The organism is Muricoccus harenae (genome assembly GCF_009848505.1).
GTDB classification, from domain to species: Bacteria; Pseudomonadota; Alphaproteobacteria; order Acetobacterales; family Acetobacteraceae; genus Roseomonas; species Roseomonas harenae.
In genome coordinates, this window is the sequence record NZ_WWDL01000014.1 from 13,564 (window position 1) to 27,557 (window position 13,994).

14 protein-coding genes are annotated in these 13,994 nt (G+C 68.3%); 13 read left to right on the forward strand and 1 reads right to left on the reverse strand.

Features of this window, described 5'->3' with window-relative positions:
* Nucleotides 1-225: 225 nt before the first annotated feature.
* The gene (locus GSE44_RS11800) at nt 226-2,490 is read left to right on the forward strand and encodes a TonB-dependent receptor (RefSeq protein WP_159349006.1); all 2,265 of its coding nucleotides are present in this window, start codon (nt 226-228) and stop codon (nt 2,488-2,490) included.
* A gap of 111 nt (nt 2,491-2,601) precedes the next feature.
* Entirely contained in the window at nt 2,602-3,285 is a 684-nt protein-coding gene (locus GSE44_RS11805; protein ID WP_159349007.1) for a Fe2+-dependent dioxygenase, read from the forward strand.
* 16 nt (nt 3,286-3,301) lie between these two features.
* Here GSE44_RS11805 and GSE44_RS11810 read toward each other — a convergent pair whose 3' ends face one another.
* Nucleotides 3,302-4,123, reverse strand: coding sequence for a class I SAM-dependent methyltransferase (locus tag GSE44_RS11810; protein WP_201306044.1), 822 nt, complete (start codon nt 4,121-4,123; stop codon nt 3,302-3,304).
* A gap of 289 nt (nt 4,124-4,412) precedes the next feature.
* Here GSE44_RS11810 and rpsF point away from each other — a divergent pair, with 289 nt between their 5' ends.
* The 11 genes from rpsF (at nt 4,413) to GSE44_RS11865 (ending at nt 13,991) form a co-directional block, all read left to right on the forward strand.
* A complete protein-coding gene (gene rpsF, locus GSE44_RS11815) occupies nt 4,413-4,883 on the forward strand; it encodes a 30S ribosomal protein S6 (protein WP_159349009.1) in 471 nt (156 codons plus the stop codon).
* 6 nt (nt 4,884-4,889) lie between these two features.
* On the forward strand, nt 4,890-5,168 hold the full coding sequence (gene rpsR / locus GSE44_RS11820) for a 30S ribosomal protein S18 (RefSeq protein ID WP_159349011.1): 279 nt from the start codon (nt 4,890-4,892) through the stop codon (nt 5,166-5,168).
* A 16-nt stretch (nt 5,169-5,184) separates the two neighbouring features.
* The gene (rplI, locus tag GSE44_RS11825; RefSeq protein WP_159349013.1) at nt 5,185-5,751 is read left to right on the forward strand and encodes a 50S ribosomal protein L9; all 567 of its coding nucleotides are present in this window, start codon (nt 5,185-5,187) and stop codon (nt 5,749-5,751) included.
* A gap of 168 nt (nt 5,752-5,919) precedes the next feature.
* The gene (locus tag GSE44_RS11830) at nt 5,920-7,206 is read left to right on the forward strand and encodes an SAM-dependent methyltransferase (RefSeq protein WP_235924739.1); all 1,287 of its coding nucleotides are present in this window, start codon (nt 5,920-5,922) and stop codon (nt 7,204-7,206) included.
* Nucleotides 7,207-7,215: 9 nt separating this feature from the next.
* Nucleotides 7,216-8,736 carry a replicative DNA helicase gene (locus tag GSE44_RS11835; RefSeq protein WP_159349017.1) on the forward strand — a complete coding sequence of 507 codons (1,521 nt, stop codon included), beginning with the start codon at nt 7,216-7,218 and terminating at the stop codon, nt 8,734-8,736.
* Nucleotides 8,729-9,802, forward strand: a complete 1,074-nt coding sequence (gene alr / locus GSE44_RS11840) for an alanine racemase (RefSeq protein ID WP_159349019.1) — start codon at nt 8,729-8,731, stop codon at nt 9,800-9,802. The genes GSE44_RS11835 and alr overlap by 8 nt, the downstream gene beginning before the upstream one ends.
* On the forward strand, nt 9,799-10,587 hold the full coding sequence (locus GSE44_RS11845) for an MlaE family ABC transporter permease (protein WP_159349021.1): 789 nt from the start codon (nt 9,799-9,801) through the stop codon (nt 10,585-10,587). Before alr ends, GSE44_RS11845 begins: the two co-directional genes overlap by 4 nt.
* Entirely contained in the window at nt 10,584-11,351 is a 768-nt protein-coding gene (locus GSE44_RS11850) for an ABC transporter ATP-binding protein (protein WP_159349024.1), read from the forward strand. Before GSE44_RS11845 ends, GSE44_RS11850 begins: the two co-directional genes overlap by 4 nt.
* Before the next feature lie 150 nt (nt 11,352-11,501).
* The gene (locus GSE44_RS11855) at nt 11,502-11,822 is read left to right on the forward strand and encodes a four-helix bundle copper-binding protein (protein ID WP_159349026.1); all 321 of its coding nucleotides are present in this window, start codon (nt 11,502-11,504) and stop codon (nt 11,820-11,822) included.
* Nucleotides 11,823-11,924: 102 nt separating this feature from the next.
* Nucleotides 11,925-13,370, forward strand: coding sequence for a DNA repair protein RadA (gene radA, locus GSE44_RS11860; protein WP_159349028.1), 1,446 nt, complete (start codon nt 11,925-11,927; stop codon nt 13,368-13,370).
* Nucleotides 13,371-13,430: 60 nt separating this feature from the next.
* The gene (locus GSE44_RS11865) at nt 13,431-13,991 is read left to right on the forward strand and encodes a CvpA family protein (RefSeq protein WP_159349030.1); all 561 of its coding nucleotides are present in this window, start codon (nt 13,431-13,433) and stop codon (nt 13,989-13,991) included.
* Nucleotides 13,992-13,994 lie beyond the last annotated feature (3 nt).

Here is a 13,994-nt window from a genome sequence, read left to right on the forward strand (position 1 = left end):
GGGACTTCCCTTCCTCTTCCTCCGGCCAAGCCGGGACAGGTACTCGTCTGGACGCCCAGCGAGGCCGCGTAGCGGCAGGAACAAGGCAAACCAGGGCAGCAAGTTGCCGACCCGCAACGCCGTGACTCCTTCGGTAACCGCGAATCACACGCATTCTTGACGCGACTCCAGCCCCGCAATTAAGAGCGACTCTCATTAGCAGTATCAGTGGGGGATTACCGGACAATGAGTCGCGCAACCAACCGGAGCCTGTCGGCGCCAAATACGGCGCTGGTCGCTGGCCTGAGCCTCGGTGCCGCCATGGCCGGCGGAATGGCCTTCGCGCCGATGTCCCTCGCGCAGACCGCCGATACCGCCGCCCCGGTCGTCGTGCCAGAAGTGTCGGTCACCGGCGCGCGCCCGGCCAACCAGCTCCGGGCCCCCACCGGCAACACCCGCCTTCCCGGCTCCATCCAGGACACGCCGCAGACCATCAACGTCGTGCCGCAGGAGGTACTGCGGGAACAGAATGTTACAACCCTTGAGCAGGCCCTGCGCAACGTCCCCGGCATCACCTCCACCATCGGCGAGGGCAATGGCGGCGTCACCGGCGACCAGTTCCGCATCCGTGGCTTCTCCTCGCAGAACGACGTGTTGGTCGATGGCCTGCGCGACTTCGGCTCCTATGTGCGCGACGCCTTCACCTATGAGGACGTGCAGGTGCTGAAGGGCGCCTCCGGCTTCGCCATCGGCACGAGCGCCATCGGCGGCGGCATCAACATCAACAGCCGCATGCCCAGCCTCGAGAACCGCTACTCCGCCGTCGCCACCGGCGGCATGGGCCCCTTCGCCCGCTTCACCGCCGACATCAACCAGCGCATCAGCGAGACCATCGCCATGCGCCTGAACGTCATGGGCCAGAGCAGCAGCCTGGTGGACCGCGACGACCAGGACACGCGCCGCTGGGGCGTCGCCCCCTCCATCACCTTCGGCCTCGGCACCCCCACCACCTTCTCTGTGGAATACCTGCATTACGAGGACCGGCACACGGTCGATAGCGGCATGCCGATCGTCTATAGCGGCCTGGGAGCCATCGGCCGCCCCGCCTCGGAACATGGCGTGCGCCGCTCGAACTTCTACGGCATCGAGAACGACCGCGACGAAACCACGGTGGACCGGCTGACGGCGCGCTTCGCGCATAGCTTCGGCAACGGGCTGACCATCAACAACGACACCCGCCTGATGCGCGTGGACCGCGACACCGCGCTGACCGCCGCCACCTGCGGTACCGGCGCCACGCGCACCGCCTATCTCGCCTCCTGCTCCGGCCAGTTGTTCCGCGGCCTGAACCCGACCCTGGCCTATGGCGGCGGCAGCAACGCGCCCTACAACCAGGTGAACGAGGCGATCCAGAACATCACCACCGGCACCGCCCGCTTCACCACCGGTCCGCTGCGCCACGAGCTGACGGCCGGCATCGACATCGCCCATGAGACGGTGGACCGCACCGCCTCCCCCTACTTGCCTACCCGCCCGACCGTGAACCTTCTCACGCCGGAGACCAACAACGCGCTGCTGCTCGGCACCGGCGCCGCCAATAACCGGCGCCAGACGGAATCGACCAATCTCGGCCTGTTCCTGAACGAGCGCCTGTGGCTGACGCAGCAGCTCTCGGTCTTCGGCGGCTTCCGCTGGACGAAGTTCAACCTGGATTACGAGGCGGGCACGCCCGGCTCCGCCCCCAGCCAGAACTTCAACATCAGCGACAACTTCTGGGATCCCCGCGCTGGCGTGATCTTCGAGCCGGCGCCAAACCAGACCTTCTACTACTCCTACTCCACCTCGACGACGCCGCCGGGGACCTTCTTCACGACCTTCCCCGCCTCGGCCGCCAACTTCAACAGCGGCTTCGAGCCGGAGCGGAACACCAACCACGAGATCGGCGCCAAGATCGGCCTGTTCGACAACCGCCTCGGCCTCACCGCCGCGCTGTTCCAGGCCGAGAAGGGCAATGCCTTCGTGCAGGATCCGGACGACCCCACCTCGGTGGTGCAGTCGGGCGACCGCCAGCGCATCCGCGGCGTGGAGGTCGGCGTGACCGGCCGCATCACGCCGGAATGGAACATCAACGCCGCCTACACCTATCTCGACAGCAAGACGACGGAATCCTCCACCGCTGCCAATGTCGGCCGGCGCCTGCAATACGTGCCGGAGCACGCGGCTTCCCTCTGGACCACCTACGACATCGCGCGTGACACGCCGTACAATGTCACGCTCGGCGCCGGCATCACCTGGCGCAGCCAGGTCTTCCTGAATGCCGACAACACCGCCGAGGTCCCGGCCAATTTCAGCTTCGATGCGATGATCCAGCACCGGCTCAATGACAAGCTGACTGTCCGGGTGAACGGCTACAACCTGACCGACCGCACGAACTACGAAGCCCTGTTCAGCAACCGCGCGGTGGTGTCCGCCGGCCGCACCGTGCTTGTCTCCCTGGCCGCCGACTTCTGACGGCCTGACTTCCTTGGGGCGCGCGAGCCGCGCCCCGGCCTGACGGCGGGCGGCGGGGATGGCAGGATGCCACCCCGCCGCCCGCATCTTTTTGCACTCCGGAGCGCCCCGATGCTCGTTCGCATCCCCCAGGTCCTGACGCCCACCGAAGTCGCCTATTGCCGCGAGCGGCTGGAAGCCGCGGCATGGGTGGACGGCAAGTCCACCGCCGGCGAGCAATCCGCCAAGGCGAAGTTCAACCTCCAGGTCCCCGTGGATTCACCCGAAGGCAAGGAACTGGGCGACCTCGTCCTGCTCGCCCTGGGCCGCAACGCGATCTTCGCTACCGCCGCCCTGCCGCTGCGCGTGTTGCCGCCCATGTTCAACCGCTACGACGTGGGCATGACCTTCCAGGCACATGTCGACAACGCCATCCGCGCCGTCCCCGGCACCGGCCAGCGTATCCGGGCCGATGTCTCCTCGACCCTCTTCCTCACCCCGCCGGGCGAGTATGACGGCGGCGAGCTGGTGGTGCAGGACACCTATGGCACGCAGGAGGTGAAGCTCGATGCGGGGGACATGGTGGTCTATCCCTCCACCAGCCTGCACCACGTCAATCCGGTTACCCGCGGCAGCCGCTGGGGGTCCTTCTTCTGGACCCAGTCCATGGTGAAGGACGACGCCCAGCGCCAGTTCCTCTACGACATGGACATGGGAATCATCGCCCTGCGCCAGGATCTGCCGGATGACCATCCCGGCGTGCTGGCCATGACCTCGGGCTACCACAACCTGCTGCGGCGCTGGGTGGAGATTTGAAGCACGAGCTGCCTGTTCAGGCGGTTCCCTGCACCGCCCAGGCCCGGGCCGAGAGGTGGATGCTGCCGTCGGGCTCCGCCGGCAGCAAGGCACGAAGCCTCTCCCGCAGTGCCGCGCGGCGGTCCTCGGCAAGCGACATGCAATAGGCCGGCGCGGGCGCCTGGCCGCCCAGGAATGGCGCCCAATAGTCATCGAAGTCGCGGAACACCGTCGGCACCTCGATCGCCGACACCTCCACCTTGCGCAGCCCGGCCTCCTCGAACAGCACGCGCAGCGGGTCCGGTCGACAAAGCTGGAAGCGCAGCGCCTCGTCCTTGCCGCCTGCCCCTGCAGGGTCCAGCGCGGCGGCCGCGTCCCAGAAGCAACGCATCATCTGCATGCCTTGGGCATAGTCCCAGACATAGGCTGCCACCTTGGCACCTTTGCGGGCGGCGCGCCGCATTTCCGCTGCGGCCCTCGCCTGATCCGGCACGAAGTTCAGCACCAGGCCGCTGACCACGGCGTGGAAAACCGCGTCGCCGACCGGCAGCGCCTGGGCATCGCCCCGGACGAACTCGGTTTGCCCGTCCGTCAGGCGGCGGGCGTAGGTCAGGAAGCCCTCCGACGGGTCCACCCCCAGGACGAAGGCCGGGGCATAGCGGCCGGCGATCGCGGCGCTGAGCGCACCGGTGCCGCAACCGACATCGAGCCAGCGCGCGCCAGCCGGCACGCCGAGCCGGCTCAGGAACTCCACCGCGACAAGGCGGCTCCAGCGCCCGACATAGGGCTCGTAGACCTCGCCGGCCGCCCACATCCTGCCCTGGCCGCTTCCCGGCCCGGACTCGCTTCCGGTCGCCATCCGCGCCTCCCCGGACCCGCATGGGCCGTGGTGCCCCTGATTAGCACAGGCGGATGGGGCGGCGGCAGAGGATATGGCACGGGGGGAACGCCAGGGCCCGCCCCAGCCCGAAGCCGGCCGCCGCGCCGGGAGGAGGTGGCATCGCGTTCCAAGCAATGGCTTGCTCCCTCCCCCACGATCCCTTATACGCCCCCGCCACCCTGCCGGGCGCGAGGCATCGCGCGCGGCTATGCCCATTCCGCCATCGCATCCCGCGCCGGCCCGGGCTGAGACATCCGAAGGGATAAAGATGCCACTGTATGAAACCGTGCTCATTGCACGGAACGACCTGACGCAGGCGCAGGTCGAGGCCATCGCCGACCAGGTCGGCACCATCATCGGCGAGAGCGGCGGCGAAGTCCGCAAGCGCGAGTACTGGGGCCTCCGTGGCCTCGCGTACAAGATCAAGAAGAACCGTAAGGCCCACTACATGCTGCTGGGCCTGGACTGCGCGCCGGCCGCCGAGAAGGAGGTCACCCGTCAGCTCGGCCTCCACGAGGACGTGCTGCGCCACATGACCCTGCGGATCGAGACGATCGACGACGCCCCCTCGGCCATCCTGGCCAAGCGCGGCGACGACCGTGAGCGCGACCGCGGCTTCCGCGGCCCCCGTCCGGCCGGCCGCTTCAGCTCCGGCCGCGGCCGCGAGCGTGGCGACGACCGTGAGGAGTTCCGCGCCCGCCCCCGCGACGACCTCGATGGCAATGGCGGCGAGGAGTAAGATCTCATGTCCGACACGACTGACCTGACCCCCGCCGCGCGCCGCACGGCCGTCGGCGCCCGCCGGCCCTTCTACCGCCGCCGCAAGTCCTGCCCCTTCTCCGGCCCGAACGCGCCGAAGATCGACTACAAGGACGTGCGCCTGCTGTCCCGCTTCCTGAGCGAGCGCGGCAAGATCGTGCCGTCCCGCATCACGGCGGTCTCCGCCAAGAAGCAGCGCGAGCTGGCGAATGCCATCAAGCGCGCCCGCTTCCTGGCGCTGCTCCCCTACGTCATCAACGACTGATCGGGAGCGCCACGCCATGATCGACGTCATCCTGATGCAGCGGGTCGAGAAGCTTGGCCAGATGGGCGACACCGTGAAGGTGAAGCCCGGCTATGCCCGCAACTTCCTGCTGCCCTCCGGCCGCGCCATCCGCGCGACCGCGAGCAACCTGGCCCGCTTCGAGCAGGAGCGCGCGCAGCTCGAGGCCCAGAACCTCAAGCGGCGCGAGGAGGCCGAGCGCGTGGCCGAGCGGATGGAGGGCCTCACAGTCGTCCTGATCCGCTCCGCCGGCGAGAGCGGCGCGCTCTACGGCTCCGTCTCCGGCCGCGACATCGCGGACGCGACGAAGGAAGCCGGCCTCACAATCACCCGCGACCAGGTCATCCTGGAGCAGCCGATCAAGACGCTGGGCCTCACCACCGTCCGCGTCGCGCTGCACCCGGAGGTCTCTATCCCGGTGATCGTGAACATCGCCCGCTCCCCGGAAGAAGCCGAGAAGCAGGCGCGTGGCGAGGACCTGCGCGCCGAGCAGGAGGCCGAGGAGGCCAGCCTCGAGGCCGAGTTGGCCGCCGAGCTGTCCGAGCTGGGCGCCGCCTCCGAGTAGCCTCGGAGTTCATGCGAGTAAGGAATGGCCGCCTCCCACAAGGGGCGGCCATTCTCATCTCTGGACGTTATTCAACCCGATTCAGATCATCACGCCTTCGTGATGTTCACCTCGACTGATTGCGCCCCCTGGCGCGGAGGCACAGCCTTTCCAGCAAGGAGACCGACCTTGCTGATCGATTCCCTTCTCTCCCGTCTCGTCCGCCAAGGCACCCTCAAGCTCCGCCACCCGGACGGCACCACCAGGATCCTCGGCGGAACCCGCCCGGGACCCAGCGCAGCCCTCGCGCTGACGACCCCAGAGATCACCCGGCGCCTTCTCTGGAGTCCCTCCCTCGCCTTCGGCGAGGGCTACATGGATGGCAGCATCGAGCCGATCGATGGCTCCACCATCTATGACGTGCTGGATCTTTTCATCCTCAACCTGGCCGAGGGCAGCAGCCTTCCGGCCATGCGCCTCAACGAAGGGGTGCGCTGGGTCAGCCGCCGGCTGATGGACCTCAACACCGCCAGCCGCAGCCGCCGCAACGTTGCCCATCACTACGATCTGAACGGGACGCTCTATTCCCTCTTCCTCGATGCGGACCGCCAGTATTCCTGCGCCTACTTCCCGACCGGGACGGAGACGCTGGAGGAGGCGCAGACGCTCAAGAAGCGCCACCTCGCCTCCAAGCTGAAGCTGGACCGTCCCGATCTCGAAGTGCTGGATATCGGCTCCGGCTGGGGCGGCCTGGCGCTGACCCTGGCCCGCGACCACGGCGCCCGCGTGACCGGTCTCACCCTCTCCGAAGAGCAACTCGCCGAGTCACGCGCTCGCGCCGAGGCGGCCGGCCTTTCGGATCGCGTGCGCTTCGAGCTGAGGGATTACCGCAGCTGGAACCAGCCGATGGACCGGATCGTCTCCGTCGGCATGTTCGAGCATGTGGGCATCAACCACTACACGGCCTTCTTCCGCACGGTGAAACGCGCATTGAAAGAGGATGGCGTGGCCCTGATCCACGCCATCGGCCAGTCCGAGGGGCCCAGCACAACCAATCCCTGGATCACCAAGTACGTCTTCCCCGGCGGCTATTCCCCCGCTTTGTCGGAGGTCGTGCCGGCGGTGGAGAAGGCCGGGCTCTGGATCACCGACATTGAGATCCTGCGCCTTCACTACGCCATGACCATCGCCCATTGGCGGGCCCGCTTCGCCGCCAATCGCAATGCCATCAAGTCGCTCTATGACGAGCGCTTCTGCCGCATGTTCGAGTTCTACCTGGCCGCGTCGGAGCTCGCCTTCCGCCGCTGGGGCCACATGAACTGGCAGATCCAGCTGACCCGCAAGGTCGACACCCTGCCGCTGACCCGCGACTACATGTTCGATGCCGAGCGGGCGGCGACATATCCACATGATCCACCGCCATCCACAGGATCCCGCGGTGCGGTGAGAGAGGACGTGGAGCGCGCCGAGGGCTAGACTGGCCCGATGAACGCCTTCGACAGCCTCGCAGAGCCGGCCGGCAGCGGGATGCTGGGCCTTTCCCAGCGCCTGCCCCCCTCGAATGCCGAGGCGGAGCAGGCGCTGCTGGGCGCGCTCCTGGCCAACAACAAGGCCTATGAACGCGTCTCGGAGTTCCTGGCGGACGAGCATTTCGCCGACCCGATCCATGGCCGGATCTACAAATCCATTCAGCGCCGGATCGAAGCGGGCCAGTTGGCCGATGTCGTCACGCTGCGCGCGGAGTTCGAGCACTCTGGTGTGCTCGACGAGGTGGGCGGCCCCGCCTATCTGACGCAGCTTCTCACGGCCATGGTCGGCATCATCAATGCCGGCGAATACGGCCGCGTCATCCATGACTGCTTCCTGCGCCGCCAGCTGGTCGATCTCGGCGAGGTGGTGGTCAACCGTGCCTTCGGCGCCGAGCCTGAGCTGGACGGCAAGGCCCAGCTCGAGGCGGCCGAGCAGGCGCTGTTCAACCTGGCCACCGAGGGCAGCTCGGAAGGCGGGCTGATCAGCTTCGACAAGGCGCTGACCGCGGCGGTAGAGCTGGCGGCACGCGCCTTCAGCACCCCGGGCGGCGTCTCCGGCCTCTCCACCGGCCTGCGGGACGTGGACAGCAAGCTCGGTGGCCTGCACCCGTCGGACCTTCTGATCCTCGCCGGGCGCCCCGCCATGGGCAAAACGGCGCTGGCCGTGAAGATCGGCTTCGGCGCCGCCAAGGCGGTGATCCGGGAGGCGCTGGAGAAGGACCCGAATGCGGTGGTCCGCGGCGGCGTCGCCATTTTCTCTCTCGAAATGAGCGCCGACCAGCTCGCCACCCGTATTCTTTCGGAACAGTCGCGCGTCTCGGGTGACCGCATCCGCCGCGGCGACATCGCCCAGCGCGACTTCGACAAATTCGTGGAGGTGAGCCGCGAGCTTGCCACCCTGCCCCTCTTCATTGACGACACCCCGGCCATCACCATCTCGGCGCTGCGCACGCGTTGCCGGCGCCTGATGCGAACCAGGGGGCTGAACCTCATCATCGTGGACTATCTCCAGCTGATGCGCCCGGCCGCCGGCACCCGGCCGGAGAACCGGGTGCAGGAGATCAGCCAGATCACCCAGGGGCTGAAGGCGATCGCGAAGGAACTGTCCGTTCCGGTCATCGCCCTCTCCCAGCTCTCCCGCCAGGTGGAGCAGCGCGAGGACAAGCGGCCGCAGCTTGCCGACCTCCGCGAATCCGGCTCGATCGAGCAGGACGCCGACGTCGTGATGTTCGTCTATCGCGACGAGTACTACCTCGCGCAGCGCATGCCGAAGGAGCTGTCCTTCGACAACCAGGAGAAGTTCTCCGAGGCGTCGGAGAAGTGGCAGAAGGATATGGAGCAGGCCCACAACAAGGCCGAGCTCATCATCGCCAAGCAGCGCCACGGCCCCACCGGCACCATCCGCCTGTTCTTCGAGGGCGAGTTTACCCGCTTCGGCGATCTCGACCAGACCCACGACCAGGACGATTATGGCTGAACGATCCGGGCTGCTGACGGTCGATCTCGACGCCATCGCCGCCAACTGGACCGCTCTCCACGCCCGCCATACGGAAGCCGGCGGCACCGATCTCGGGGCCGCGGTGAAGGCCGATGCCTATGGCCTCGGCGCGAAGCAGGTTTCGGCGGCCCTGGCCGCCGCCGGATGCCGCCACTTCTTCGTCGCCCATGTGGAGGAAGGCGTGGCGGTGCGGACCGCTCTCGGCCCGGGTCCCATGGTGGTGGTCCTGAACGGCTTCCGTCCCGGAGAGGACGAGAATTACGACCTCACCCCCGTCCTGAACACGCCGGGCGACCTCGCGGCCTGGTCCAGCACCGGCCGCGATGTCCTGCTGCATATAGACACCGGCATGGCGCGCCTTGGCCTCTCCCCGCGCGATGTCGATGCCCTGGCGGATGACCCTTCGCTCCTCCAGGGGGTGAAGCTCCGCTACGTCATGACCCATCTGGCCTGCGCGGACACCCCTGCCGACCCGCTCAATGTCCAGCAGGCCGCCCGCTTCGCGGCCGCCCGCGCCCGCCTGCCCGCCGCCCCCGCCTCCTTCGCAAATTCCGCCGGGCTTTTCCTCGGGCATGACTTCGCCTCGGATCTCGGCCGGCCTGGCTGCGCACTCTACGGCCTCAACCCCATTGCGGAGCGGCCTAACCCCATGCGCCCCACGGTGCGGCTCGCCGCTCCGGTGCTCCAGGTGCGGGACATTCCGGCAGGCGCCCCGGTGGGCTATGGCGCAACCTGGGTCGCCAGCCGCCCTTCCCGGATCGCCACCGTTGCCGTGGGCTATGCCGATGGCTATCTGAGGTCCCTGTCCGGCCGCGCCCTTGGCCGTCACAACTGGCAGGAGGTTCCGCTTGTCGGGCGGGTATCCATGGACCTCACCACCTTCGACGTGACCGATCATCCCGCCATCACGCCCGGTTCGATGATCGAGCTGATTGGCCCAGGCAATTCCCCCGATGACGTCGCCGCCCGCGCCGGCACCATCGGCTATGAGGTGCTGACCGCCCTGGGCTCCCGCTATCGCCGCAGCTATGTGACGGCCGCGTGACCCTGGCCCCGGTGGACTGGGTGGCGGCCCTCGGCCGCGCCGCCCTCGACCTCTGCCGCACCATCGGCGCGGTGGCGCTCTTCGCCCTGGAAGGGTTGAGCCATGTGCTGCGCCCGCCCTTCCAGCCGCGCCTCTTCCTCCGCGCCTTCCTCGAAGTCGCCTACTTCTCCCTGCCGGTGGTGGGGCTGACCGCGGTCTTCACCGGCATGGTGCTGGCGCTGCAATCCTATTCCGGCTTCTCCCGCTTCGGCGCGGAGGGGGCGGTGGCCAATGTCGTCGTCCTTTCCATCACACGGGAACTGGGCCCGGTGCTGGCAGGGCTGATGGTCTCCGGCCGCATCGGCGCGGCCTTCGCCGCCGAGATCGGCACCATGCGCGTCACCGACCAGATCGACGCCCTCACCACCCTTTCCACCGATCCGATGAAGTACCTGGTCGCCCCTCGGCTGCTGGCTGCTACCCTGGCGATGCCGCTGCTGGTGATCGTGGCGGATGTGCTGGGCGTGATGGGCGGCTATCTGATCGGCACTTTCAAGCTCGGCTTCTCCGGTCCCGGCTATCTCAAGGCCACCTTCGACTTCCTGCAGGTGATGGACGTGGTCAGCGGGCTGGCGAAGGCGGCGGTCTTCGGCTTCGTCGTGGCGCTGATGGGCACCTGGTGCGGCTACACCTCGCGCGGCGGCGCGCAGGGCGTGGGCGCGGCCACCACCACGGCGGTGGTCGCCTCCTCCATCCTTATCCTCGCCCTGGACTATGTGCTGACCGAGGCCTTCTTCGCCCGATGACCCCGCGAATCCGTCTTCGGGAGCTGCGCAAGTCCTTCGGGCCGAAGACCGTGCTGGATGGGGTGGACCTGGACGTCATGCCCGGCCGCTCCATGGTCATCCTCGGCGGCTCCGGCTCGGGCAAGTCCGTCACCATCAAATGCATCCTGGGCCTCATCGAGGCGGATTCCGGCCTGATCGAGATCAATGGGCGGGACGTGCTGGCCATGTCCGCGCGCGAGCGCGAAGAGGTGCTGGATCACACCGGTATGCTCTTCCAGAATGGCGCGCTCTTCGACAGCCTGCCGGTCTGGGAGAATGTCTGCTTCAAGCTGCTCGCCCAGAAGCGCATCACCCGGGCGCAGGCGCGCGACAAGGCGGCCGAGGCGCTCGCCGGCGTCGGGCTCGATGCCAGCGTCGGTGCCCTTTCCCCAGCCGAGCTTTCGGGCGGCATGCAGAAGCGGGTGGCCCTCGCGCGCGCCATCGCCTCCGAGCCCCGGATCATCTTCTTCGACGAGCCCACCACTGGGCTCGATCCGATCATGGGCGCCGTGATCGACGGGCTGATCGTCGATTGCGTGCGCCGCCTCGGCGCCACCGCCGTCACCATCACCCATGACATGGCCAGTGCCCGCCGCATCGGCGACGATGCGGCGATGATCCACAAGGGCCGGATCATCTGGACCGGCGCTGCCGCGACGCTCGGCGAAACCGGGAACGCCATGGTGGATCAGTTCGCGCGCGGGGAGCGCGAGGGACCGATCACGATGGAGCTGCGGAAGTAGAAAAGGCTTCCCGCCCCCTCCCGAGGCCATGCCCTCATGCCGAGGAGGCCCCTGATACAGGGCAGCGCAGGTCAGGCGACGCGAGGGGTGAGCGCAACCTTCCCCCTTGGGAAGCTCGTTAGACGGTTTCACCCCGAAGGGAGAGCCGTGATGGACGCCTGCATCCGCGCATGCCTCGAATGCCACCGCATCTGCCTGCATTGCGTGATCCACTGCCTTACCAAAGGCGGCAGCCATGCCGAGGTCGGCCATATCCGGATCTTGATGGATTGCGCGCAGATCTGCGCCACCACCGCCGACTTCATGATTCGCGAGTCGCAGCACGGCAAGCATCTCGCCCGCGAATGCGCCGAGATCTGCCGCCAATGCGCCGACTCCTGCGGCAACCACCCGGAGGCGGACGACCACATGAAGAAATGCGCCCAGACCTGCCTCGATTGCGCCGCCGAATGCGAGAAGATGGTGGCCTGAACCCCGCCCCCTGAAGCGGGTCGGGCGGACCGGCCCCTTCTAAGCGGGCCCGCCACGCGCTACATCCTGGATGTCCACGTTTCGTTCTTGATCGGGCATCCATTGGCCAAAGCCACCCACCGTTTCGTCTGCCAGTCCTGCGGCACCGCCCACGCGAAGTGGCAGGGTAAGTGCGAGGGCTGCGGCGAGTGGAACACCCTGGCCGAGGAGGTGGTGGAGGCCCGCAGCCCCGGCCCGGCCAAGGCTGCGATTGGCGGCCGCCGGGTGGAGTTCGTCCCCCTCAAGGGCCATTCCGCCCCACCACCCCGTACCCGCACCGGCATGGCGGAGCTGGACCGCGTCCTCGGCGGCGGTTTCGTGCCTGGCTCGGTGGTCCTGGTTGGCGGCGACCCGGGCATCGGCAAGTCCACCATCCTGCTCCAGGCCGCCGCCCGGGTAGCCGAGGCCGGCAAGCACACCCTCTACATCTCGGGTGAGGAGGCGATCGAGCAGGTCCGCCTCCGTGCCCTTCGCCTGGGCGTCTCTGGCGCCCCGCTGGGGCTCGCCGCAGCCAGCTCGCTCCGCGACATCCTCGCCAGCCTGGAGCAGGAGCGCGATGTCGGCCTGGTCATCATGGACTCCATCCAGACTGTCTGGCTCGACAGCCTGGATTCGGCTCCCGGTACCGTCAGCCAGGTCCGTGCCTGCGCGGCCGAGCTGGGGCGGCTGGCCAAGTCGCGCGGCTTCGCCCTGGTCCTCGTGGGGCATGTCACCAAGGAGGGCACCCTCGCCGGCCCCCGCGTGCTGGAGCACATGGTGGACGCCACCCTTTATTTCGAAGGCGATCGCGGACATCAGTTCCGTATCCTCCGCGCCACCAAGAACCGCTTCGGCGCCACGGACGAGATCGGCGTCTTCGAGATGACCGAGACGGGCCTCGCGGAGGTTCCTAACCCCTCGGCCCTCTTCCTCGCGGAGCGGCGCGGCAATGTCTCCGGCTCGGCGGTCTTCGCGGGGCTGGAGGGCACGCGCCCTGTGCTGGTGGAGATCCAGGCCCTGCTCTCCCCCGCCTCCGGCGGCAGCCCCCGGCGGCAGGTGGTGGGCTGGGACTCGGGCCGCCTCTCGATGCTCCTGGCAGTGCTGGAAAGCCGCTGCCGGCTCAGCCTGGGGCAGAACGACGTCTATCTGAACATTGCCGGCGGCCTGCGGATCAACGAGCCCGCGGCCGACCTGGCGGTGGCCGCCGCCCTGGTCAGCGCCGCCACGGACCGCCCGGCCGCACCGGACATGGTCTTCTTCGGCGAGGTCGGCCTGTCTGGCGAAATCAGGCAGGTCGCCCAGACCGAACTGCGCCTCCGCGAGGCCGCCAAGCTCGGCTTCGCCTCGGCCACCCTGCCCCGCCGCGTCGCGCGCGGCGGCCGGGCCCTCTCGGCGCCCGAAGGGCTGCGCCTGAGCGAGGTGGGCCATCTGGCCGATCTGGTAGCACCCTTCGCCGCCGGAGCCACCCGCAAGCCAGCCCCCAGGGAAAAGCCGAAGCCCGCCCCTGCCGAGGCGGAGGAGACCGCGTAACCCTGCCTTGCGCCCGCCGCGCGTGACGCCGCGGCGCAGCATCGTTATATCCCGCCTCCGATGACCTGGGTCGATGCCGTCTTCCTCGTGCTGATCGCCATCTCCGGCGTCATCGGATACATGCGCGGGCTCGTCCGGGAAGTGCTGGGCGTTGGTGCCTGGGCCGGGGCCCTCTTCTTCGCCTTTTACATGCTGAACGGCACCCGCGGCCTGTTCGCCAATATGTTCCCCGCCGAATGGATGGCCGATGTCGCGGCCTTGGCGGCCGTTTTCATCGTCACCCTCATCATCCTGAAGATCATCATCGCGCTGATCGCCCGCGCGGTGCGAAACTCCGTCCTGGGCAGCGTCGACCGTGCATTGGGCATCGTCTTCGGCCTCGGGCGGGGTGTCATCGTGCTCCTGGTTGCCTATATCGCGGCTGGTGCCTTCGTACCGGCCACGGAACTCTGGCCCGAGCCGGTTCGCCAGGCCCGCAGCTTCCCGCTGATCGCCGATGGCGCCGCCTGGCTGAACCAACAGCTGCCGGCCCAGTACCGCCCCCGCCTGCCCGATCCGCCCTCGGGTCGGGCCCCCACCGCCGAGGAGCTGTTGCGCCCTCCCGCGCGCAACCGGATCTGACCC